General features: G+C 63.9%; 24 protein-coding genes. 6 read left to right on the top strand and 18 right to left on the bottom strand.

Annotated elements, in window-relative coordinates:
- Nucleotides 1–10: 10 nt before the first annotated feature.
- The 5 genes from B0E50_RS03805 to B0E50_RS03825 form a co-directional block, all read right to left on the bottom strand.
- On the bottom strand, nt 11–1,573 hold the full coding sequence (locus B0E50_RS03805) for a cytochrome c oxidase assembly factor Coa1 family protein (protein ID WP_077439841.1): 1,563 nt from the start codon (nt 1,571–1,573) through the stop codon (nt 11–13).
- Between the two features lie 5 nt (nt 1,574–1,578).
- The gene (locus tag B0E50_RS03810; RefSeq protein ID WP_254427167.1) at nt 1,579–1,932 is read right to left on the bottom strand and encodes a BlaI/MecI/CopY family transcriptional regulator; all 354 of its coding nucleotides are present in this window, start codon (nt 1,930–1,932) and stop codon (nt 1,579–1,581) included.
- A 371-nt stretch (nt 1,933–2,303) separates the two neighbouring features.
- Nucleotides 2,304–5,111, bottom strand: a complete 2,808-nt coding sequence (locus B0E50_RS03815) for a TIM-barrel domain-containing protein (protein WP_077439845.1) — start codon at nt 5,109–5,111, stop codon at nt 2,304–2,306.
- 232 nt (nt 5,112–5,343) lie between these two features.
- Nucleotides 5,344–5,544: a hypothetical protein gene (locus tag B0E50_RS03820; protein WP_077439847.1), complete on the bottom strand. Its 201-nt coding sequence runs from the start codon at nt 5,542–5,544 to the stop codon at nt 5,344–5,346.
- A gap of 34 nt (nt 5,545–5,578) precedes the next feature.
- Nucleotides 5,579–5,989: a VOC family protein gene (locus B0E50_RS03825; RefSeq protein WP_217343192.1), complete on the bottom strand. Its 411-nt coding sequence runs from the start codon at nt 5,987–5,989 to the stop codon at nt 5,579–5,581.
- Nucleotides 5,990–6,112: 123 nt separating this feature from the next.
- On the opposite strand from B0E50_RS03825, the gene B0E50_RS03830 reads away from it, so the two are divergent.
- Nucleotides 6,113–6,583: an Lrp/AsnC family transcriptional regulator gene (locus B0E50_RS03830; RefSeq protein ID WP_077439850.1), complete on the top strand. Its 471-nt coding sequence runs from the start codon at nt 6,113–6,115 to the stop codon at nt 6,581–6,583.
- Here B0E50_RS03830 and kynU read toward each other — a convergent pair whose 3' ends face one another.
- From kynU to B0E50_RS03865, 7 genes are all read right to left on the bottom strand, one after another.
- Complete coding sequence (gene kynU, locus B0E50_RS03835) at nt 6,584–7,861, bottom strand: kynureninase (protein ID WP_077439852.1); 1,278 nt, start codon at nt 7,859–7,861, stop codon at nt 6,584–6,586. It lies immediately after the preceding gene.
- A 116-nt stretch (nt 7,862–7,977) separates the two neighbouring features.
- Nucleotides 7,978–8,502, bottom strand: a complete 525-nt coding sequence (locus B0E50_RS03840) for a hypothetical protein (protein WP_077439854.1) — start codon at nt 8,500–8,502, stop codon at nt 7,978–7,980.
- Nucleotides 8,499–9,533, bottom strand: a complete 1,035-nt coding sequence (locus B0E50_RS03845; RefSeq protein ID WP_077439855.1) for an amidohydrolase family protein — start codon at nt 9,531–9,533, stop codon at nt 8,499–8,501. Before B0E50_RS03845 ends, B0E50_RS03840 begins: the two co-directional genes overlap by 4 nt.
- A 69-nt stretch (nt 9,534–9,602) precedes the next feature.
- A complete protein-coding gene (locus B0E50_RS03850) occupies nt 9,603–11,705 on the bottom strand; it encodes an FUSC family protein (protein WP_077439856.1) in 2,103 nt (700 codons plus the stop codon).
- Between the two features lie 89 nt (nt 11,706–11,794).
- Nucleotides 11,795–12,124, bottom strand: a complete 330-nt coding sequence (locus B0E50_RS03855) for a hypothetical protein (protein WP_077439857.1) — start codon at nt 12,122–12,124, stop codon at nt 11,795–11,797.
- A 41-nt stretch (nt 12,125–12,165) separates the two neighbouring features.
- The gene (yeiP, locus tag B0E50_RS03860; protein WP_077439858.1) at nt 12,166–12,729 is read right to left on the bottom strand and encodes an elongation factor P-like protein YeiP; all 564 of its coding nucleotides are present in this window, start codon (nt 12,727–12,729) and stop codon (nt 12,166–12,168) included.
- A 39-nt stretch (nt 12,730–12,768) separates the two neighbouring features.
- A complete protein-coding gene (locus tag B0E50_RS03865) occupies nt 12,769–13,536 on the bottom strand; it encodes an SDR family NAD(P)-dependent oxidoreductase (protein ID WP_077439859.1) in 768 nt (255 codons plus the stop codon).
- A gap of 251 nt (nt 13,537–13,787) precedes the next feature.
- On the opposite strand from B0E50_RS03865, the gene B0E50_RS03870 reads away from it, so the two are divergent.
- Nucleotides 13,788–14,129 carry an RcnB family protein gene (locus B0E50_RS03870; RefSeq protein WP_077439860.1) on the top strand — a complete coding sequence of 114 codons (342 nt, stop codon included), beginning with the start codon at nt 13,788–13,790 and terminating at the stop codon, nt 14,127–14,129.
- A 277-nt stretch (nt 14,130–14,406) separates the two neighbouring features.
- Complete coding sequence (locus B0E50_RS03875; RefSeq protein ID WP_077439910.1) at nt 14,407–14,739, top strand: RcnB family protein; 333 nt, start codon at nt 14,407–14,409, stop codon at nt 14,737–14,739.
- Between the two features lie 77 nt (nt 14,740–14,816).
- Here B0E50_RS03875 and B0E50_RS03880 read toward each other — a convergent pair whose 3' ends face one another.
- The 6 genes from B0E50_RS03880 to B0E50_RS03905 form a co-directional block, all read right to left on the bottom strand.
- Nucleotides 14,817–15,389 carry a GNAT family N-acetyltransferase gene (locus tag B0E50_RS03880; protein ID WP_254427176.1) on the bottom strand — a complete coding sequence of 191 codons (573 nt, stop codon included), beginning with the start codon at nt 15,387–15,389 and terminating at the stop codon, nt 14,817–14,819.
- Entirely contained in the window at nt 15,386–15,988 is a 603-nt protein-coding gene (locus B0E50_RS03885) for a YdeI/OmpD-associated family protein (protein ID WP_077439862.1), read from the bottom strand. The genes B0E50_RS03880 and B0E50_RS03885 overlap by 4 nt, the downstream gene beginning before the upstream one ends.
- 7 nt (nt 15,989–15,995) lie before the next feature.
- The gene (locus B0E50_RS03890) at nt 15,996–16,484 is read right to left on the bottom strand and encodes a GNAT family N-acetyltransferase (protein WP_077439863.1); all 489 of its coding nucleotides are present in this window, start codon (nt 16,482–16,484) and stop codon (nt 15,996–15,998) included.
- 32 nt (nt 16,485–16,516) lie between these two features.
- Nucleotides 16,517–17,416: a hydroxymethylglutaryl-CoA lyase gene (locus tag B0E50_RS03895; protein ID WP_077439864.1), complete on the bottom strand. Its 900-nt coding sequence runs from the start codon at nt 17,414–17,416 to the stop codon at nt 16,517–16,519.
- A gap of 12 nt (nt 17,417–17,428) precedes the next feature.
- On the bottom strand, nt 17,429–19,417 hold the full coding sequence (locus B0E50_RS03900; RefSeq protein ID WP_077439865.1) for a biotin carboxylase N-terminal domain-containing protein: 1,989 nt from the start codon (nt 19,415–19,417) through the stop codon (nt 17,429–17,431).
- Between the two features lie 125 nt (nt 19,418–19,542).
- Nucleotides 19,543–20,343: an enoyl-CoA hydratase-related protein gene (locus B0E50_RS03905; protein ID WP_077439866.1), complete on the bottom strand. Its 801-nt coding sequence runs from the start codon at nt 20,341–20,343 to the stop codon at nt 19,543–19,545.
- 116 nt (nt 20,344–20,459) lie between these two features.
- On the opposite strand from B0E50_RS03905, the gene B0E50_RS03910 reads away from it, so the two are divergent.
- Genes B0E50_RS03910 through B0E50_RS03920 form a run of 3 tightly spaced genes read left to right on the top strand, consistent with a single transcriptional unit; the run spans nt 20,460 to nt 22,839 of the window.
- Nucleotides 20,460–20,705, top strand: coding sequence for a FeoA family protein (locus tag B0E50_RS03910; protein WP_077439911.1), 246 nt, complete (start codon nt 20,460–20,462; stop codon nt 20,703–20,705).
- Nucleotides 20,702–22,540 carry a ferrous iron transporter B gene (locus B0E50_RS03915; protein WP_077439867.1) on the top strand — a complete coding sequence of 613 codons (1,839 nt, stop codon included), beginning with the start codon at nt 20,702–20,704 and terminating at the stop codon, nt 22,538–22,540. Before B0E50_RS03910 ends, B0E50_RS03915 begins: the two co-directional genes overlap by 4 nt.
- Nucleotides 22,537–22,839: a DUF6587 family protein gene (locus B0E50_RS03920; protein WP_077439868.1), complete on the top strand. Its 303-nt coding sequence runs from the start codon at nt 22,537–22,539 to the stop codon at nt 22,837–22,839. The genes B0E50_RS03915 and B0E50_RS03920 overlap by 4 nt, the downstream gene beginning before the upstream one ends.
- The last annotated feature ends 48 nt before the right edge of the window (nt 22,840–22,887 follow it).

The raw sequence follows: 22,887 nt of genomic DNA on the forward strand, positions 1-22,887 counted from the left end.
ACACCTGCGATTAGCGCGCGATCGAACCGACTTCCAGGGAGGAAACCTGCCAGGCACCCGCACGACGCTCGCCGGAAACGCGGACCTTCGCGTGCCCCTTGGGACCGGTCAGGACGAAGGAAAGGTTGGCATTGCCTTCCGCGTTGCTGGTGTCTGAAAGATTTAGCGATCCATCCACCGAATCGGGTGCGACATTGATCGGGCTGCCGAGCGTGGTGACCACCCGACTATCCATCGCCACCGTGCGGAGCAGACCCTTGAACGCATTCGAATCTGCGATCGATGGCAGTGGAGGCGGTGGAGGCGGTAGAGCCATGGACGGCATGGGCGGTGGCGCCGGCATGTCCGGAAGCGGCGGCGGGGCGCTCAAGGTCGTCACGTCACTCAGCCATGCGCGCACATTGCCATCGATGGGTCGGCTTTGCTGGTCTTCCTTGTAGATCTCGATGATGTGGCCCTGGCGATCCATGCTGATCCGGTAGTAGCGCTGCTTGTCCAGGCCATTGGCGGTGATCTCGCGGAAGTCTCCGGGAGCGAGTGCACCGTCAGTCGACGACTCGATTCTCAGATTGGGCAGCTTGTGCTTTGACACACCAATGCCGGTGGCGAGCAAGCCGCCAGTGCAGAGCAATACGATCAGACCGGCTGGCACTCGCCAAGGCAAGCGCGAGGGTGGTCCGGACAACAGACGGGAGATGCGTTGCATGAGTGAGCCTCCATGGGCTGCTAGCATGAGATGTGGGAAAGAGAGACGTTGACGCTCCAGTGTCGCGAGTGCCTCGGCCAAGGCAATGGTGTTCCCGCATGCATCCACTGCCAGGTCATCACAAGCGTATTCGCGCTCGGCCCGAATGCGCCGACTCAACCACCACGCTGCCGGATGGAAGAACAACAACGATTCGGCCACGCACTGAAGTCCGTTCCATAGCCAGTCCGCACGCCGGATATGCGCGAGTTCATGGGCCAGCAGGGCCTCGATCTGGTCCGGCCCCAGCCGCGTCAGCATCGACACCGGCAGCCAGATCACCGGACGGAAGTAGCGCACCGTAAACGGCGAAAGCACGTTGTCCGACAGACGAACGGCAACCGCACGTGCAATCCCGAGGGCTTGCTTCAGGACGAGAACACGGCTCTGCCAGACTGCAGGCAGTTCATCGAATGCCTGCCGGTCGAGCGATCCGATCTGCCGCAAGCCGCCGAGCTGACGTACGAGCATCAGCGCTGCACCCAGCAGCCACAGCAGTGACACCCAGCCGGCAACGCCATTGGATTCCTGCACGAATATGCCGGTCGTCGTGACCAGATGCGGTCTGGACAAGACAGGAACGAGTCCGATGCCCAGCGTCGTCGCCGATTTTTCCAGAAACGTCGCCATGCTGATCAACGGTGCAATCACCATGGCCAGCAGGAAAACCATGCCCACGACATGCCGAAGCGCCGCGTTACGTCGCGGCAGCACAGAAAACGCCGCTGCCGCGAGCAGCGCGAACAGCGCGCCTTGCCACAACGAATTCAGCAGCGCATTCGCGCAGGCCGGCGCAAGCGCGTATTGGGCATTCCAGAACGCGTCCATCGACCTTATTTCCGCTTTGCCTTGGCTTTGGCGATCAACTTGGCGATCGCATCGAGGTCTTCGCTGCTGGCTGTGTCGTCGTCGAGCGCGCGCTGCACGAGCTTCAAGGCGGAACCGCCAAAAGCGCGTCGCGCGAGGTCTTTCAGCAGAGACGACTGCACCACCGGCTCCGGATGTGCGGGGACGAAACGGTGGCTGCGTTCGGATTCGTCCCGACGCACGAGCCCCTTCTCGGTCATGACCGTCAGCATCTTCAGCACGGTCGTATAAGCGGTCTCCTTGCTGCGCAGAAGTTCGTCATGAACCTCGTGCACGGTACTTGGCGCAGCACGGCTCCAGAGCACGCGCAGGATCGCCAATTCACCTTCGGTAGGATTGGGGGAAGACATCAACGAACGCTCCGCAGAAGTTTCTACTGCAACATTAGTACTACATCGTTAGTACTTCGTCAATCGACAACGGCCCACAGGGTCGCGGATGCGGTAGCCAGCGAACAAATGCGATGCTCAAGTCCATCGACTGGGCCGAGCCTGCAAAGGCATCTCATGCCACAGCTCGGTTGGGGGCTTCCTCAGACAAGACCCAATTTGACGCCGTTGTCTCTCCTAAAAGCGGCCGTTCGCAACCGGCTCAAGTGGGTCGCAAGCAGACCTTGCAAACATGCCGCTTTCGAGCCTGTCACGAACGATGCTGTCATGCGGCATGGAAGAACTGTCGCAGTGCTCGCGCATCACCGCCATGTCACCTCGATACGGTTACGGATGCCCTGCCGAGGCAGCGTGACGGTTGCCATGTCTTGCGCGGCATCCCAGCTCCATTGGCTGGTGCTCGTGCCGTCCACGACGACTACCTCGGGCTTGCCGGCAGCGCGGATACGCAATTCGTACGCACGGCTCTGCAGCTGATTTGCGAACGCGCCCTTGGCCGGCCCGATGACGAGTTGGTGGCTGCCGGTCGCATCGGTCGCGTAGTTCATCGGCGTCAACGCGTACTGTCCTTTGGCATAGGCGAGCGAGCCGCCGTCGTCCTCGTAGAAGTCGAAGTGGCCGTTGCCCGTGCCATATACGTTGAGGATGACGGTATCCAGCGGCTTGGCGTCGGAGTAATCGCTCACCGGCTGTTCGGGAACGATGGCACCGTCGCGGACGAATACCGGCGTCTGGTCCACCGCATAGTGCGCGGTGAACGTGGTGCCACCTGCGTAGTGCTTGCCGGTGAAGAAGTCGATCCATTGTCCGGGTGGCAGGTAGACGGTACGTTCGCCGCTCTTGTCGAGCACGGGCGCGACCAGCATTTCGTCGCCGAAGAAGTACTCATGCATGTGCCGGTAGGCTTCGTCCAGGTCTGGGTACTCCAGGTACAGCGGGCGCAGGATCGGCATGGACTGGGTGTGCGCCAGCCAAGTGCAGGTATAGATGTAGGGGATCAGCTGGGTGCGCAGGGTGAAGTACTTGCGCATCAGCGCCACGCCCTGGTCGCCGTAGACCCAGGGCATGCGCGCATTGCCCTCGCGCGGGTTGGCGTGGGCGCTGTGCATGCGCAGGATTGGACTGAACGTGCCGAATTCGATCCAGCGCGCATACAGATCGAAGTCGATCTTTGCGCCGTGAAAACCGGCGATATCGTTCGTGATGTACGGCACCAGCACGTTGCCGCCGCGGGCGGTGAAGGCGACCTCGTAGGCGAGCACCGGCCATTCCGAATACGTGTCGCCGGTGAAGAACGCGGGGTAGCGCTCGCTGCCCCAGTCGCCGTAGCGGCTGAGGATGAAGCCGCGCTTGCCGGTCTCCTGCGGGGTGAAGTCGTAGAAGACCTTGTTGGTCCACAGCTGCGGATTGAGCCCGGGCATCTCGGTGGAGCCACCGCCGCCGTCCACCCACCACGCGTCCACGCCGGCCTGCATCAGCGGCAGGTGCAGCTGGCGCATGAAGATGTCCGCCTGTCGCTGGTCGGAGAGGTCGAAATAGATGCGCTTTGGCGGCAGCACGTCGCGGATCGCCAGCGGTCCGCGCAGCAGGCCGGCAACGGTGCTGTTGCCGGTGTCGTCACCGCCGCCGCCATCCACACGGAGGACGATGTCGTTCGCCTGTCCGGCCCGGGCATAGGGCGTGATGTCGGTATAGGTGAGCCGGCGCGGCCAGCGGATCGAGCTGTGCGTCGCCTCCTTGCCGTTGACGAAGATCCGGTAGCTGCCGCCGACCTGGCCCAACTCGACGTACAGCGCATGGGGCAGCGTGTCGGGCAGGCGCACCGAGGTGCGATACCAGGCGACGCCGTGGTAGTTCGCATAGCCCTGTTCCTGCCATGGCAGCCCGGTCCGTATCGACTTCCAGTCGCGGCCGTCGTGGCCGGGTGCGAACCAGTGCTGGTCGAGCCCCTGGTCGTGCGGGTCGGTGGCGAAGGTCCATCCGCCGGCGATGTCCAGGTCGAGCGTCGGCTTCGGCGGCAGCGGCCGGCCCAGCGCCTGCAGTACGTCCGGCGCGTGGCTGTCACTGAAGGACAGGATGCTCTCGTCGGTGTTGGCATAGCCGGGATGGTCGTTGAGACTGAGCTTGATGCCGCGCTGCTGCAGCCATTCCATGAATTGCCGGGGATGCGGGATCAGCGGGCTCCAGTCGTAGCCGCCCTGCCAGCCGTAGTTGTGCCAGGCGAAATCCAGTACCAGGGTGTCGAACGGGATGTGCTCGTCTCGTAGCCGCGAAACCTCGTCCTCCAGATACTGCTGGTTGTAGCGCAGGAACTCGGGCTGGCCGGATTCCACCGTATCCGGGAAGTATTCGAAATTGAGGTCGGTGATCCACGGGCCGAGGGTGTAGCGCGGGATCATCGGCACGGGGCCGCACAACTGCGCGTATTCCTGCAGCACCTGATGGTAGTCGTGGCCGTAGGCGAACAGGTACCAGTCCTGGCCGTCCATCCGTGGACGCGGTTCTATCCAGGTCTTTTGCGCGTTCCACACGGGGGTGCGGCTGTCATCGATGAAAGCGTAGCCGCTGCGACTCAGCAGCCCGGGCTTGGCCTCGTCCAGGTGCACGTCGATGCCGGGGATGAGGTCGTCGACCGGGCTTTCGAGATCCATGTGCCCGCTGGGCAGGTTGGCCTTGCTGATGTTGTCCAGGGAGTAGGTGAGGCCACCCAGGTTCTGTGGGTCGGGCTGGCCGGGATGCCACGTTTGCGTGCCGTGGGTGGCATCGTGCCAGCTCACTTCAAGATTGGTCGCGGCGAACGGGCCGGAGTCCAGCTTGTAGCGCAGGGTCACGGCATCGGTGCTGGCCACCAGCCAGCCGCCCTTGTGCGTCGACTGGGCGTGCACGGCAGGCCAGTCTCTTTTCAGCACGACGGCCGTGGGGGCATCGATGAAGTCGCCGGATGGCACGTATTCCATCCGCACCAGGGATGGCGTCAGGAACTCGAAGCGCGCATGGCCGGCAACGATGGTCGTAGTGTCCTGGGCATAAGCGCATGGCGCCAGTACAAGCGACAGGAAAACAGCAGGCATCCATGCCGAAGCCAGTCCGAAGATGCGGTGAAGAGTCATTGCATGCCCCTCTGCCTGGATTGGATTGGTCGATGTGATCAGCCAACGTTACAACAAGCGGACCCGGAGAGAAGAGCATGATGCTGGCTGCATGCAACGATGGTGGAGCTAGAGCTGCTCCACCATCGTTGGCCTTGTATGCCACCATGCGGTGGCAAAAGGTGAATCTGCTGCGTCGGCGGGCGTGCACTCCGGTGGTCAGGTCACCGCAAAGTGGCTGCTCGTTGCCCTGCTATTGCGTGCGCACAGAACCATCGCCGATGCCATGACATAGACGTGCGATCAAAGGCAGCAGTGTGGCGACGACGGATACGTGCCAGCGCTTGCCGGCAGGTCTTTGCGCGGGCTGCGGGTGCTGTGCCAATCGCCGGGCGAGTTCCGGATCGTGGATGTGGCTGTGCAGGAACAGCAGGTTGGTCAGAAGCGAACTCATCGAAGTCTCCTCGGGGCCATGATCGGCATGGTGCTCATGTCGGCTGCTGGCACACGAACTCGATCAGCCGTCCATCCGGGTCGCGCAGATAAGCGGCGTAGTAGTTCGGATGGATATGCGGCGCGAGTGCCGGGGCGTGGTCGAGCCGATGCCCTGCCGCTTGGGCGGTCGCATAGACCTGCTCGACCAGCGCCCGGCTGGCGACACCAAACGCAAAGTGGACGTGTGCCGACGGTTCGCCGACGACAATGAAAAAGTCCAGGTCGTGGCCATTGCCGTAGCCTTTCGCTGCACCGTCGACCTTCTGCTCGTAGCCGAGCGGCGCGAGTACGTCGCCGTAGAAACGGAGGTTTGCATCAAGGTTTCGGGTCTGCAGCTCGATATGGTCGATCATCGGTATTCCAGTCAAGGTGAGGGTGTGGCCGGCGGCCAGCGTCGATTGCATCGAGAAACCTTGCTGCGAGTCGATCGCCGGCTACGCACATGATCGCGATTTGCGCCGCGGCTCGGCCGCGCAATGCGGACATTTCCTGTTGGCACGCCGCGATTTTTGCCGCTAAGGTGCGGCATGGCTGAAGAACCCCTGCTTGACGATTTCGACCGTGCGATCCTGCGCCGCGTGCAACATGATGCCCGCGTGACGGGCGAGGACATCGGCGCGGATATCGGCTTGTCCGCGGCGGCGGTGCAGCGGCGGCTGAAACGCCTGCGCGAGTTGGGTGTGATCGCGGCCGAAGTCTCGGTGGTTGATCCGGCGACGGTAGGACAGGCGATGAGCTTCATCGTCGGCGTCGAGATGGAGCGCGAGCGTGCGGACGTGCTCGACGCTTTCCGCCGTGCCGCCAAGGCCGATCCGAACGTGCAGCAGTGCTACTACGTCACCGGCGAGGCGGACTTCGTACTGGTCGTGGTGGCACGCGACATGGCCGGATTCGAGGCCTTCACGCGGCGCCTGCTGCTCGACAACGAGAACATCCGGCGCTTCACCACGAACGTGGTGATGGCCCGCGACAAGGTGGGCCTTGTCGTGCCGGTGTAGTCAGCCGCTGCGACTCCAGGTGCGAGCTGCTTCTGTGAACGCCAGGCAATCCGTAAACCGGTTGTAAAGGGGCGTGGGCGAAATACGGATGACATCAGGTTCGCGCCAGTCGCCGATGATGCCGTGGTCCATCAGATATTCGAACAGGGCGCGCCCGCGTTCGCGGCCGCCGGTCACGCGAATCGAGAGTTGCGAGCCGCGGCGTTGCGGATCATTCGGAGTTACGACTTCCAGTACACCGGCCAGCTGGGTCTGCACCAGCCATTCCAGATAGCCGGTGAGTTGCAGCGACTTCTCGCGTAGCGCGCGCATGCCCGCACGGCGAAAGATCTGCAGCGACACGCGCAGCGGTGCCAGTGCGAGGATCGGCGGGTTGGAAAGTTGCCAGCCATCGGCCCCTGTGGTTGGCACGAACTCGGGACCCATCTGGAAGCGCGTGCTCTTGTCGTGACCCCACCAGCCAGCGAAACGTGGCAGATGGGCACTGGCATGGCGCTCGTGCACGAACGCGCCACCCACCGCGCCGGGACCGCTGTTGAGGTATTTGTAGCTGCACCAGATCGCGAAGTCGGCGCCGCTGTCGTGCAGTTGCAGCGGCAGGTTGCCGACGGCGTGGGCGAGATCGAAGCCGACCTTGCAGCCGTGCTGATGCGCCAGCGTGGTGATGGCCTTCAGATCGAAGGCCTGGCCGGTGCGGTACTGGACGCCGGGCAGCATCACCAGTGCGATGCGATCACCGTGTTCGGCCAGCGCGCGTTCGATCGCGGTCGGCGAGGTGGTACCGTTCGGCTCGTCGCTTTGCAGTTCGATCAGTGAAAGTGCGGGGCTGAAGCCGTGGTAGCGGATCTGCGACTCCACCGCGTAGCGGTCGGTGGGAAACGCGCCGGCTTCGATCAGGATCGCGTGGCGCTCCGGCGTCGGCTGGTAGAAGCTGACCATCATCAGGTGCAGGTTGACCCCAAGCGTATTCATCGCAACCACTTCGGATGGCTGCGCACCGACCACGGCGGCGAGATCGTCGCGCACGAACTCGTGGTAGTCCATCCACGGCAGGCGCCCCTTGAAGTGGCCTTCCACGCCCAGCTCGCCCCAGTAGTCGAGTTCCGCGTTGACCGCCTCGCGCACCGCGCGCGGCTGCAGGCCCAGCGAGTTGCCGCAGAAATAGACACTGTCGTGACCTTCATGCGGCGGGATCAGGAATTCGTCGCGGAATGCGCGCAACGGGTCGGCGGCATCCTGGGTGCTGGCCCAGTCGGCGGTGGCCTGGTAATCGGGCATGGTGGTTTCCTGCATGTTTTGTGTAGGAGCGGCTTCAGCCGCGACGCTTTTTGCTTTCGCGGGTCGATGGAAAAGCATCGCGGCTGAAGCCGCTCCTACAGGGAGCCAGGGAAAATCTATTTCAGGTGTGCCGCGATCGCGTTGCAGCCTTTGTCGAACTCGGCTTCCCAGCCGGCGCCCGCCAGACTGTGTGCGGGACGCACGCAGCGCAGCTGGATGGCGTGGCCGTTCTTGAACCAGTAGTGCTCGACGTAGCTGAACTGGGTGCCGCTTTCCTGCGCGGTGTAGAGGTTGCTGTTCGGCTGCGGCGGCACGGCGGAAATCTTGTAGCCGGGAAGTGCCATCGCTTTCGCGGTGGCATCGCTTCTGAACTGGTTGAAGCTGCTGATGTCACCAGCCTGGGCCACGGTCACCGTGATGCGGGCGAGACTGGTCTTGCCAGTGGGGGATGGATCAGGCACCTGGAACACGCGCGTTTCCGGATCGCCCTGGGTTTCCATGATGTCCAGCCAGCTGTCCGGCGTGCTGAAGCTCACGCTGCCGTCAGCCATGCTGACATCGGTGGCATGGACACGACCGGCCAGCAGCAAGGTGGTGGCCATGACCATGGCGAGAGTGGTGCCGCTGCGCAGAAAACTCATGCTGACTCCGTGGCGATATTGTCGGGGGCGAAGCGATGCCGGGGCAGACCCAGCCATTCCAGTGCAGTGCCATGAAACAGTCGGGCTCGTGCGACGTCATCAAGGCCCAGCGCCTCGATGCCGCTGCCGGGCTCCTGTTCGCCCAGCGGGAAAGGATAGTCGGTGCCGAGCATCACCTGCTCGACGCCCGTCACATCCAGCAGATAGCGCAATGCCAGATCATCGTGCACGCAGGAGTCGAAATAGAAACGCTTGAGGTATTCGCGCGGGTTGCGCGGGTTGTCGGTGGCGACCAGGTCCGGGCGCATCTTGAAGCCATGCTCGATACGGCCGATCGTCGAGGGGAAGCTGCCGCCGCCATGGGCCAGCATCACACGCAGTTTTGGCAGCCGTTCCAGCACGCCGCCGAAGGCGAGGCAGCAGGCCGCGCGAGCCTGCTCAGCCGGCATGCCGACCAGCCACGGCATCCAGTACTTGGGCATGCTCGCCGCGCCCATCATGTCCCACGGGTGCACCAGCACCGCGGCGCCGAGATCGGCGGCCGCCTCGAAGAACGGGAACAGTTCCGGCGCATCGAGGTTCCAGTCGCCGCAATGCGAGCCGACCTGCACGCCTTGCAGGCCGAGCTCGTCGATGCAGCGTTCCAGTTCGCGGATCGCCAGATCCGGCGCCTGCAACGGCACCGTGCCGATGCCGGCATAGTGCCGTGGATAGTCGCGGCAGATGCCGGCCATGTGGTTGTTCAGATGGCGGTGCAGCTCCAGCGCCTGGTGGCCTGGCGCCCAGTACGAGAACAGCACTGGTACGGTGGAGATCACCTGCACGTCGACACCGAAGCGGGCGTAGTCGTCGATGCGGGTTTGCGCATCGAACGCCGAATCCCACACCTCGCGGAAGAACCGGCTGTCCTTGTAGATACGATGGCGCCCATCGGTATGCGTCATCACCGGAAAGCGGTCGTCGCCGTACTTGGCCGCCAGATTCGGCCAGTCGCGGGGCAGGATGTGCGCGTGGGTATCGATCTTGAGCATTCACGCAGTGTAAAACCTCTGCGGGCCGGCGTCGCGCTGCAGTCGCACGATGGCAGCCGGGTTCGCGACTCAGGGCTGGGCGTGGCTGCGCTGGGGTTCGGTGCAGGATTCCTGCTGTGCACGATTGACCACATGCGCCAGCGTGTTGACGTTGTCGACCAGGCGGTCACTGAGCCGCATCAACGATTCGGCTGCAGCACGATCATCGGCACCCTGCAGCAGGGCTACCAGCGTGCGTTGCCGCGTACGCAGGTCCGGTAGCGTGTCCATGCCGCGCTGTTCACGCAACGCCGTGGCGATGGCCTGCACGGTCTCGGCGGACTGCTCCACGAAGTGCCTGATCTCGGCCTGTGCGGGCAGTCTGGCGAGGTCGTCGACCATCGCTTCCAGCGTCATCGCGGTGCGCGCCAGCCGATTGCCATTGGCGAACAGGGTGCGGGCCAGCGCGAGCAGTTCCGGTGGCGTGGCCGGTTCACTGCGCATGCGGTCGAGCGAAGCCTGCGCATTGGTGCGGGCGGTACGGGCCGCGCTGCGTGTCTCGTGGTGGGCGTTGTGCTGGTCTGGTTGCGCCAGTGCGCGCAGATAGCTGGCGTAAGCATCCAGCATCACGGCCAGCGCAGCACGTGCCCGGCCGCGCTCCCAGGTTGGCCACGCCACGTATGCGAGCAAGGCCATGCCGCAGCCGAGGGCGGTGTTGATCACCCGATCTACCACGGCGGCGCTGGAACCCACACCCTCGTAGGAAAGCAGGATCACCACGGTGCCGGTCAGCGCGGCCACCGCGATGCCGTAATGCGCCGTAGCCAGGTAGCGGAACGCCATGCACAGCACGGCCATGAGTGCGAGATGCGCCCATGGTTCGTTCGGCGAGAAGTGCAATAGGGCCGTGGTGAGCACCAGCCCAAGCACGGTGCCCAGCACGCGCAGCAGGCCGAAATTGAAGGTGGCGGCAAAGTCGGGTCGCAGCACGATCGCTGCCGTCATCGGCAACCAGTAACCATGCGGCAGCTGCAATAGTCGCGAAATCCACAATGCAATGCTGAGGCAGACGGCCATGCGCAAGGCATGCCGGAACGCTACCGAACGCGGCGTGAGGCTGGCGCGCAGCGTGGCCCATGTGGAACTGCTGCGCAGTGCCTTGGGCAGCCGGGTTTCCGCCGCGCTGGCGCGCAATTCGCCACGGCTGCCGGCCCAGTCGGCATTGCGCACCGCTGCAGCCAGCTGGCCGGAGAGCGCATGGATGTGCGTGGTCAGGCTGCTGCTCCTGCGGCCGTCGAGCAACGCGCTTTCGCTGGTCTGCAGGGTCCGCAATGCGCGTGCGGCCTGTTCGGGCGATTCACCTTGCTCCAGCGCATCGGCGATTGCTGCCAGCACGCGGGCAGCATCGTCACGGAACATCACGTCGATGGACGGGTTGGCATGCAGTTCGGCCATCGCGGTGAGTTCCAGCCGGATGCGCTCGGCCAGTTCCAGCAGCACGCCGAATGCTTCCATCGCGCGGCCATGGGCCCGGTGCCGCCCGAGCAAGGTCTGTTGCAGGGTGGTCATCGCCTCGCTCAACGCAGGTACCTCGGCATCGTTGTGCGCCTGCTGCCTGGCCAGCGCGGCCAGGCCCGCATAGACGCTGGCCAGTGCGTTCCGCTCCGGCAGATAACGCTGCCATGGCCATGCCGCCAGCGAGAACAGGGTAAGCAGCAGGCCACCGCTGAAGATCAGCGCCGCGCCGCTCAATGCGCCGGCCGGCGACGTCGGAGTCGAGGCGGTGATCACCAGCAGGATCATGCTGGTCATGCCGACCCGTGCGGTATCGGTGCCGAACACCACCAGCAGGCCGCCGAAGAAACCGCAGGCGGCAGTGGCCAGCAGGATCGGCAGCAGCTGGCCGCCGATCAGGAAGCCGCAGAGCGAAGCCACGCCTGCAGCCAGCGAGGCCAGCAGCAGTTGGCGCATGCGCTGGCGATAGGGTCCCGGCTGATCGGAGAACATCGTATCCAGCGCGCCGGCGCCGATGGCCAGCCCGGCTTCCGTGTGCCCCGTTGCCAACCCGATACCCAGCGGCAGGATCACCGCGGCGGTGTTGCGCAATACCACCTGCCACGGCACGTCCGGCCGCTTGATCTGGGTCAGGCTTTCAATGGCATGGGCGCTTAGCGAATAACCGCTGGAGGGCATGAGGGTTTCGCTTAAATCACGTCGGAGCGCTGATTTTGCACCATGCGCCTGCCGGGCGTAGAGGTGGTATCGGGTTGCGCTGCCGCTGATCAGGTACCTGGTTCGGCATCCCTCGGCATGCCGTCATCGTCGTAGGCATCGAGTCGCGTGGTGATGCGGGAATTGTTGCGATAACGCTTGCGCAGCGCCTGCAGGTCGCGAGGCAGCGAGTTGCAGCGCAACTCGTCCATTCGGTGGTTGATCTCGGCATCGCGTGCGGAACCATCGCCGTTGAACTCACCGGCGAAGTGCATGCAGTTTTCGCTGCGTTCGATGAACTTCGTCATGGGTGCGGGCCAGTTCGCATCGGCGCTACCCGCGGACAGCGCCGATGCAGGTTGTGCAGCAAGCGCGCCCAGCAGCAGGCCGGCCGAGGACATTGCGATTCCCCGTCGGCGAATGCCACCCTGCATCAAACGACTCACGCGCGCCCAGCAAACTCGCCGGTGAGTGTGTTTACCCACACCTTCTCGTCGTTGCTGATGTACTCGGGCACCTGGATCTCGATACCGGTGTCGAGCTTGGCCGGCTTGGTGCGCTTGGTGGCACTCGAGCCCTTCATTTCCGGTGCGGTGTCGACCACGGTCAGGATCACGCTGCTGGGCACCTGCAGGCCGACCGGCGCCTCGTCGATCACCTGCACGTAATAACCCTCGATGCCTTCGACGATGTAGCCCGCGTTGTCGCCGACCAGCTCGGGCGAGAGCAGGTACTGGGTGTAATCCTCGGCGTCCATGAACACGAAGGCGCCGTCGTCCATGTACGAGAAGTTCGCCGCGCGGCGCACCAGGTCCATCTCGCGCAACTCATCGTCGGCGCGCAGGCTGAGGTCGAACTTGCGACCGCCGGGGATCGAATACAGGGTGAAGCGGAATGTGACGTTGCCGCCACGCGCACTCGGCGAGCTGCGCTCGATGTCGCGCACCTGGTAGACGGTGCCGTCGTGTTCGACCACGTTGCCTTTCTTGACGTCGGAAGCTTTCATGCGATGGATTCGTATGGAGTGGAATGGGGTGTTGGAAGATTACTTCGGCTGCAGCCGCACCGCGCCATCGAGTCGGATCGTTTCGCCGTTGATATAGCGGTTGCCGATGATGAAGGCGACGGTCGAAGCGAACTCGTCCGGCTTGCCAAGGCGCGACGGGAACGGGATCGACGCGGACAGTGATTCCTGCACCTGCGGCGGCATGCCATCGACCATCGGGGTCCAGAAGATGCCTGGCGCAATCGTCGCGACGCGAATGCCGAAACGGGCCAGCTCGCGCGCCATCGGCAGGGTCATGCCGACCACGCCACCCTTCGAGGCGGAGTAGGCAGCCTGGCCGATCTGGCCTTCGTAGGCGGCAACACTTGCGGTGTTTATGATCACCCCGCGCTCGCCGTCCTCGCCTGCCTCGTTGCCCTGCATCAACGCCGCGCCGGCCTTGGCGACATTGAAGCTGCCGACCAGGTTCACCATCACGGTGCTGGCGAAAGTGTTCAACGGCATCGCGCCGTCCTTGCCCAGCACGCGGCCGGCGCCGAGGATGCCGGCGCAGTTCATCACCACGTTGAGGCCGCTCATCGCCTCGTGTGCGGCAGCCACGTTAGCGACCACACCATCCTCGGAGGTGACGTCGGTGCGGAAGAAGCGGGCGGCATCGCCCAGTGCCTTTGCAGCGGCGTGGCCCTTCTCTTCGTTGACGTCGAACAGCGCGACCTTGCCGCCGTTCGCGACAAGGTTTTGCGCCACTGCATGGCCGAGTCCGGAGGCGCCGCCGGTGATGATCGCCTTGACCTGATTGAGCTGCATGGGAGGTTCTCTGGATACCTGAAACATGAATGGTAACCGAGAGGCAGGGCGACCACGAAGGGCTGAGGGCCAAACGTGAAGGCCGTTCACCGGAATCTTCACGCGGCGTTGGGGATTGAGCGGTGATGTTGGGGGCAGGGCAATGATGCCTCGGGCTCCTCCTGCTCAACGAAAGCATCAGGCGGCTCAGGGAAGCCTTGGAGCTGCATGGTTCCTCAGGTTTTTCACGCCATTACAAACGGAGCATCTTTATGAAAAAGCAATTGGGTACGTGGTTGATTTGCGGTGCATTGATGATGTCCACCTCGGCTCTGGTGGCTCAACCCCTGGGTCAGGATCATCAGAACCAGAATCATCAGGATCAGAGCCATCGCAGCATGTCCGAGCGCGGCCATAGTGAAGGCTGGTACAAGAAGGGTGGCCATATGCCGACCGAATACCGCGGTGGCTCCTATGTGGTGAATGACTGGCAGAGCGAGCATCTGCGTGCACCGCCGCGGGGTTATCACTATGTGCGCAGCGACAACGGTGATTTCATCCTGGTCGCCATCACGACTGGCGTGATTGCCAGCATCATCGCCGCGCAGCATTGACACACGGCCTGTGTCAGTCAGCATGGCGGATCTGAGCAACAGGGTCGCCGAAAGGCGGCCCTGCGCTTGAATCCATACGGTTTGTTCAGACCGTATTGTCACCAGTGGGTTGTAACCTTTTTGGCGTAGCGTTCATCTGTCATTGGGTGGGATGCGGCCATCGTCGATCATCAGTCGTATGACTGGCCGAAGCGCTTGGGGGTAAATGTGCGCATGGAACCACCTGCCATGTCTGGCAGGTGGTTGGCAGTATCTTGTCATCAATCAGGAGCGCGATATGAAGAAACTGTTGGGTACATTCGTCATCTGTGGAGTCATGGCGATGTTCAGCGCACCGCTGCTGGCGCAGAACTACGGCAACGATCACCATGATCATGGTCAGGATCAGTATCACGGCATGCACGATCGCGGTCAGCACGAGGGTTGGTACAAGAGGGGTGGCCGTATGCCGGCTGAGTATCGCGGTCGCCAGTATGTAGTGAGTGATTGGCGCCATGAGCGTCTGCGTCCGCCACCGCGTGGCTATCACTGGGTGCGCAGCGACAATGGAGATTTCCTGCTGGTCGCGATCACCTCCGGCGTGATTGCGGATCTGCTGCTGCATCATTGAGCGACAGATCGGCACAGCCCGGAAGCAAAAGCCCCGCCATCGCTGGCGGGGCTTTTTTCATGGTGCTGTCGAGCGCGTCAGGACAGCAGGGCATGCAGCTTGGGCGAATTTTCCAATTGCGGAAACGGAATGATTGGCGCTGGTGTCGCAGTCGGCGTCTGCAGCTCCTTTTGCCATACGCCCACGTCCCACCACTGCCCCAGCTTGTAGCCACACTGACGCCATACGCCGGCGGCGCAGAAATCCATGGCTTCATGCATCGCCACGCTGACCGTGCCAGGCAGGGTGATCACGCCAACGGCCTGGTTGATGCCCTGCAACTTCATCGCTTCCAGCAGCACGCCGTAGAGCCGGCGCGCGATGCCGCGGCGGTGTGCATCGGCACGCACGTAGATGGAGGTCTCGGCGATCCAGTCGTAAGCGGCACGTTCGCGGAAGCGGCCGGCATAGGCATAGGCCAGCACTTCGCCAGCTTCCTCCCACACCAGCCAGGGGTAATGCTTCAGGCGGGCACGGATGCGTTCGCGCATGGCTGCCACGCCAGGCAGTTCGGTCTCGAAGGTGGCTACGCCGTCGGTGACCGAAGGCGCGTAGATCGCATGGATGGCAGTGGCATCTTCCTCGTGGGCGATGCGGATCGTCGGATTCAGCACGTCAGGTATTTCCAGTTGCGTGGCTTGCCTTCGGCCAGCCATTCCAGGGTGGTGGCGATACGCTTCCGGCGGGTGGCGTCGGTCTTCGCTTCGGCGATCCAGTTGACGTATTCGCGTTGCGCGCTGGGACTGAAGGCTGCCCAGGTCTTGCGCGCAGCCGCATGCTTCTTCTGTGCGAGCAGGACGGCGAGATCGTCCGGCAACGTCGGCAGCGGCTTCGGTGCGACTTTCGGGCGCGCCAGCTTCACACCGGCCTCGTTCAATGCCATCGCCTTGCGGATGAGGGTGGTGAGCTCCTTCTTCGATGGCAGATCCTTCAGCGAAGTGAGCTTGCCGAACTGCCCCATGCCGTCTTCGGTTGCCTCACCCACGACTTGCCCGGACAACCAGAAACCGAAGCCGCAATGCTGCTTGAAGGCCGCCATCATGCACATCGACGCGTTCTTGTAGTTGAAGAACGGCATGCTCCATTTGAGGCTCTCCTCAACCTCGGGACAGGTGGCATGCACCACCGCACGGAGGTGTTCGAGGATGGGCCTGGCGAACTCGGCTGATTCGGCGATATACGCATCGACGTGTGGATCGTGCTTGCTCATGGCCTGCTCACAGATCGCGGATGAAGAAGCGGTCACAACTGAAATGGCCGGTACCGCCCATGGGCGCGCATAACGGCGTGAAGCCACTGCGTGTGTACAGTGCCTGCGCAGCGTCCATCCCGGTCAGCGTTTCGAGGTAGCACCGACGAAAGCCGAAGCTGCGAGCCGCATCGAGACAGCGCTGCATCATCGCCGTGCCGGCGCCGATGCCACGGGCTTGCGGAAGGAAATACATCTTGCGCAATTCACATACGTCTGGCTCGGCGTTCTCCAAGGGTGCCACGCCACCGCCACCGACGATGTGATCGTCATGTTCGACCACGAAATACGCACTGCGTGGTTGTGCGTAGGCTTCGTGCATGTGATCGACTTCGGCGTCATGGATCGCGAAGCCGGGGCCGTCGGCACCGAATTCGGGCATCACCCGGCGGATGATCGCCGCCATCGCGGCATTGTCGCTGACTGTGATGGGGCGGATAAGGAAAAGCGTGAGCATGAGGCAAAGAGATGCAGTGGGAAGGGTGATCTTCAGCCAGCTGTGCGCGCCCGGGTGACGCGACTGGCGGTGTCCTTGTGCAGCTGCGTGGCCAGCCATGCACCGGTGGCGACCAGCAGGTCGAGGTCGACGCCGGTGCTCATGCCCATGCCGTGCAGCATATAGACCACATCTTCGCTGGCGACATTGCCGGTGGCGCCTTTGGCGTACGGACAACCGCCGGTGCCGGACACCGAGCTGTCAACCACACGCGCACCTTCTTCCAGGCAGGCGAGGATGTTCGCCAGCGCCTGGCCGTAGGTGTCGTGGAAGTGCACGGCGAGCGCGCCGATCGGCACCTCCTGCGCCACCGCATGCAGCATCGCGCGCGCCTTCGCGGGCGTGCCGACGCCGATGGTGTCGCCCAGCGAGATCTCGTAGCAGCCCAGTTCGTACAGGCGCCTGGCGACACGCACCACGTCGCTGATCGGCACTTCGCCTTGATACGGGCAGCCGAGTACGGTGGAGACGTAGCCGCGTACCTTCACATCATCAGCCTGTGCGTGTTCGATCACGGACACGAAACGTGCAATCGACTCGTCGATCGAGGCATTGGTGTTCTTCTGGCTGAAGGCCTCCGATGCTGCGGCGAAGACCGCGACTTCGCGCGCGCCGACTTCGCGTGCACGCAGATAACCTTGTTCGTTCGGCACGAGTACGGGGTAACTCACGCCGGGTACCTTGCGGATACGGGTGAAGACTTCAGCCGCATCGGCCAGTTGCGGCACCCATTTCGGGCTGACGAAGCTGGTTGCCTCGATGGTGGTGAGGCCGGTCGATGAAAGCCGGTCGATCAAGGCAATCTTCACATCGGCCGGCAGCAGGGTCTTTTCGTTCTGCAGGCCGTCACGGGCGCCGACTTCGACGATGCGGACGTGATTGGAGGAAGTCATCTTGTACTCCGGTCAGTCGGCAAAACGTACCAGCACGGCGTCTGCCTCGACAAACTCGCCTTGTGTGGCGCTGATGCTTTCGATGGTGCCGGCACGCGGTGCCTTCAAGGCCAGTTCCATCTTCATCGCCTCCATCACCAGCAATTCCTGGCCCTGTTCGACGCTGTCACCAGCCTGCGCCTTCACCAGCACGATGCGGCCTGGCATCGGCGCGATGACCTGATTGCCGCCGGCTGCATCCTTCGGTTCCCAGGCGAACGCGGCAGCGCGCGCAAAGCTGTACCGCTGGCCATGAGCGTCGTGCAGCAGCACATGCGCCGCGTCGGTGCGCAACGGTATACACAACGATTCGCCATCGAAACGGGCGCTCAGGGTGTCGTCGAGAAGACGTGCGCCGCGTACCTCGCAGACCGTTTCGCCATGGTGCAGTTCGTAGTTTCCATCGTGACCATGCGCTTCGATGTCGTGACGCTGCTCGCGCAGGGTCAGCGCAATGATGCGCTTGCCGGCATGGCCGATGCGCCACGCATCGGCGCTTGCCCACGGCGAGTGGGGATCGGCTGCGGAAGTGCTGACTTGACGTTCGTCGTGGAGCAGGGCAGCGGTGGCCGCGGCGAACAGGACCTGGTCGATGGGTGCCACGTCGCCGACCAGAAATTCTTCCAGATGGCGATCCAGATAACCGGTGTCGATGCGGCCCTCGATCACGACCGGATGCCGCGCGAGGCGTTCGAGGAAGCCGATGTTCGATTTCGGCCCGATGATCTCACTCGCGGCCAATGCCTCGCGCAGCCGTTGCAGCGCCTGCGTACGGTCGACGTCGAACACGATCAGCTTGGCGATCATCGGGTCGTAGAAAATCGTCACCGTGTCGCCTTCGATCACGCCACCGTCGAGGCGCACATGTTTCGATAGTGCAGGCAGGCGCAGCGTCTGCAGCTTGCCGGAACCGGGCAGGAAGTTCTGGTCCGGGTCTTCCGCGTACAGGCGCACTTCGATCGCGTGGCCGTGCGCGTGGACCTGATCCTGGCGCAATGGCAGGGGTTCGCCGGCGCCGACGCGCAGCTGCCATTCGACCAGATCCAGTCCCAGCGTGAGTTCGGTGACCGGGTGTTCGACCTGCAGGCGCGTATTCATCTCCATGAAGAAGAACTCGCCGCTCTGCGCGACGATGAATTCCACCGTGCCGGCGCCGACATAGTCGACCGCCTTTGCCGCGGCGACGGCTGCTTCGCCCATCGCCTTGCGACGCGACTCGTCGAGGAACGGCGAGGGCGTTTCCTCCAATACCTTCTGATAGCGGCGCTGGGCCGAGCATTCGCGCTCGTTGAGATGGATCACGTTGCCGTGGGTATCGCCGAATACCTGGAATTCGATATGCCGGGGATGCTCGACGTATCGCTCCAGGATCACCCGCGTATCGCCGAACGAGCTGGCAGCCTCGCGCTGCGCGGAGGCGAGTGCATCGGCAAACCCTGCCGCGTTGCGCACGATTCGCATGCCCTTGCCGCCGCCGCCGGATGCCGCCTTGATCATCAGCGGGAAACCGGTCTTGCCGGCCTGCTCGGCGAGGAAGCCGGCGTCCTGGTTCTCGCCGTGATAACCGGGTACCAGCGGTACGGCGTATTGCTCCATCAGCGCCTTGGCAGCGGCCTTGGAACCCATTGCGTCGATGCTTTCCGGACGTGGGCCAATGAAGGCGATGCCGGCCTCCGTGCAGGCGCGGGCAAAGCCGGTGTTTTCGGAGAGGAAACCGTAGCCGGGGTGGATCGCTTGCGCGCCGGTTTTCTTTGCCACCTCGAGGATGACCTCGCCGCGCAGGTACGAGTCGGCCGGGCGCGGTCCACCGATCGGCCATGCTTCGTCAGCCAGTCGCACATGCTGTGCATCGCGATCGGCTTCGGAATACACCGCAATGGTGCGTATTCCGAGACGCCGGCAGGTGCGGATCACGCGGCAGGCGATCTCGCCGCGATTGGCAATCAGTACGCGCTCGAACATGCAGTGTTCCTGAGCCCGCTGTGTCGGGCTGTTCGTGTCGATGCAAAGCCACTTAAGCTAGCAGATTGCCATGTTGCAGCCGATGCGCAACGCAGCATGGGACAGGCGGTCAACCGATGCGAGGCTTATGAAGCGGCTTGTGCGGCCCATGCCGGCGCGCGCTTGTCGAGGAAGGCACTCAGGCCGTGCTGACCTTCTTCCGAGACGCGCAGGCGGGCAATCAGTTCGGCGTTGGCCTGGTCGAGGCGTTCGGCCTGGGCGAGATCAGCCCCGCCAATGCGCAGGGCCAGTTGCTTGGCCTCGCGCTGGGCCTGCGGGCCGGCCTTGGCCAGCAGGTACAACTGGCGCTCGATCGCCTCGTCCAGTCCGCTTGCCGACACCACGGTGTGCAGCAGTCCGATCCGCGCGGCGATATCGGCCTCGAATACCTCGCCGGTAATGAACAGCCGGCGCGCCTCGCGCAGACCGATCGCGGCGATCACGTACGGTGAGATCACCGCCGGCACCAGGCCCAGCTTCACTTCCGACAATGCGAACTTGGCGGTGTCGACGCCGATCGCGATATCGCAGCAGGCGACCAAGCCCACGCCGCCACCGTAGGCGGCGCCGTTGACCCGCGCGATGGTCGGTTTGGACAGGAACTGCAGGTTGCGCATCAGGCGCGCCAGGCGCAGCGAGTCCTCGCGGTTTTCCGGCTCGCTGGCGCTGGCCATGCCGCGCATCCACTTGAGGTCGGCACCGGCGGAGAAGCAGCTGCCGGCGCCGCTCAGCACCACCGCGCGCACGGCCGGATCGGCGTCGGCCTGCGCCAGCGCGTCGGTGAGTGCGGCGATCAGCGTGTCGTCGAACGCGTTGTGGATCTGCGGGCGGTTCAGGGTGAGCCAGGCCACCGCGCCGCGGCGTTCGCTCAGGATGGAATCGGTCATCGGTCGTCCCCGCAAAGATCCCCATGATAAACGCTGCCCAGCGTCGGAACGCGGCCTGATGCAGTGGAACGGACAAAGGTCTATAATGCGAACAATTCTTATTTGTGAAGCCGCCCGTGCGTCTGTCCGAATTGCCCCAAGGTGCTCCTGCTGTGGTCGACCGCGTGCATGATGCGCATGCGGCGGATCCGATTGCGCAGCGCCTGCGTGACTTGGGCTTCGTCGATGGCGAACCGGTCCGGGTGGTGGCGACCGGGCCGATGGGTGGCGATCCGGTGTTGATCCAGATCGGTTACACCCGCTTTGCCCTGCGCCGCGCCGAAGCCGCCCGGATCAGCGTGCGCAGCGAGGTGGCGGCATGAGTGCCTCGACTCTGCGGATCGCCCTGGTCGGCAACCCGAACTGCGGCAAGACCGCGCTGTTCAACCAGCTCACCGGCGGCCGGCAGAAGGTGGCGAACTACGCTGGTGTCACCGTCGAACGCAAGGAAGGCCGCTTCACCGCGCCATCCGGTCGGGTGCTGCAGATACTCGATTTGCCGGGTACCTACAGCTTCGAGGCGAACAGCCCGGACGAGCAGATCACCCGCGACGTCTGTGCCGGCAACTACCCGGGCGAGGCGGCGCCGGATCTGATCATCTGCGTGGCCGACGCCACCAACCTGCGCCTGCACCTGCGTTTCGTGCTGGAGGTGAAGCGCCTCGGTCGGCCGGTGGTGCTGGCGCTGAACATGATGGACACGGCGCGTCAGCGCGGCATCGTCATCGACGTGCCGGAACTGCAGCGCCGGCTCGGTCTGCCCGTAGTGGAAACCATCGCGGTAAAGCGTGGCGGCGCCAAGGCGCTGATCGAACGGGTGGACGGCGAAGTGCCCACGGCTGCACCGGCGCAGCCGGACGATGCGGCCAGTCGCGCCGATCTGCATGCCCAAGTGCGCGAGTTGCTGACCGCGACGGTGGCGATGCCACGCGCCACGGCGGCGATCGACGACCGGCTCGACCGCTGGGCGCTGCATCCAGTGTGCGGGTTGCTGATCCTCGCGGTCGTGATGTTCCTGGTGTTCCAGGCGGTGTACTCGGTGGGCAAGCCGATGACCGACGCGATCGGCGACGGGTTCGGATGGATGGGCGAGCATGTCGCCACGCTGCTGCCGGCCGGGCCGCTGCAGAGCCTGGTCACCGATGGTCTGTTTGGTGGTCTTGGCACCGTGCTGGGCTTCCTGCCGGAAATCCTGGTGCTGTTCCTTTTCATCATCGTGCTGGAGGAATCCGGCTACCTGCCGCGTGCGGCGTTCCTGCTCGATCGCCTGATGCTGTCGGTAGGTCTGACCGGACGCTCGTTCATTCCGCTGCTGTCGAGTTTCGCCTGCGCGATCCCCGGCATCATGGGCACACGCAGCATCCAGGACCCGCGCGACCGTCTGGCGACAATCCTGATCGCGCCACTGATGACCTGTTCGGCGCGCCTGCCGGTATATGCGCTGCTGATCGGCGCCTTCATCCCGATCCGTTACGTATTCGGCGTGTTCAACCTGCAGGGCATCGTGCTGTTCTCGTTGTACCTGGCGGGCATCCTCGGCGCGATGGCGGTGGGCTGGGTGATGAAGCGCATCCGCCGCGACAAGAGCGAGCATGCGTTGCTGATGGAACTGCCGTCGTACCGGATGCCCAAGCTGCGCGACGTGGCGATCGGCCTCTACGAGCGTGGCGGGATTTTCCTGAAGCGCCTGACCGGCGTGATCCTGGGCCTGACCGTGCTGATGTGGTTCATTTCCACGTTCCCGTCGGCGCCAGCGGGTGCACCCGGCCCGGCCATCGACTACAGCTTCGCCGGCTATATCGGGCGCGGCCTGCAATACATCTTTGCGCCGATCGGCTTCAACTGGCAGATCAGCCTGGCGCTGATCCCGGCGTTCGCCGCGCGCGAGACCGCGGTGGCCGCGCTGGCGACCGTCTATCTGGTCGGCGGTGAAGCGGCCGGTGGGCTGGGTCATGCCCTGGCCGGGCAGATATCGCTGGCCAGCGCGCTGTCGCTGCTGGTGTGGTTCGCCTATGCGCCGCAGTGCATGTCCACGCTGGCGGTGATCCGTCGCGAAACCAATTCCTGGCGCAACGTGGCGATCTCGTTCAGCTACATGTTCGGGATGGCTTATGCCGCGTCGTTCATCGTCTACCAGGTGACGAGGGTGCTGACATGAGTACGAGCCTGCTGGTGCAATACGCGGTGATCGGCCTGATCGTGCTGATCAGTACGCTGATCGTGTTCCACAAGCTGGCCCCGCAACTCAGCAACCGCTGGCTGGCGGCGGCTTCGATCCGATTCAGCCGGCCGGAGCGTGCCGCATGGCTGCGTGCCCTCGGGCAACACCTGCAGCCGAAGCAGGCCACCGGCAACTGCAGCGACGGCTGCAGCACCTGCGGTGCCTGCGGGCCGAAGCCACCGGCTGCGGCGCGGACGGAGACGGTGCCGCTGGAGTTCAGTTCGCGCGCCAAGTAAAGGCGGTTTCGTGTCGATGGTTGATGCGCGCATTCGACCGTCGGACGG

The organism is Rhodanobacter sp. C01, from assembly GCF_002001045.1.
Taxonomy (GTDB): Bacteria; Pseudomonadota; Gammaproteobacteria; order Xanthomonadales; family Rhodanobacteraceae; genus Rhodanobacter.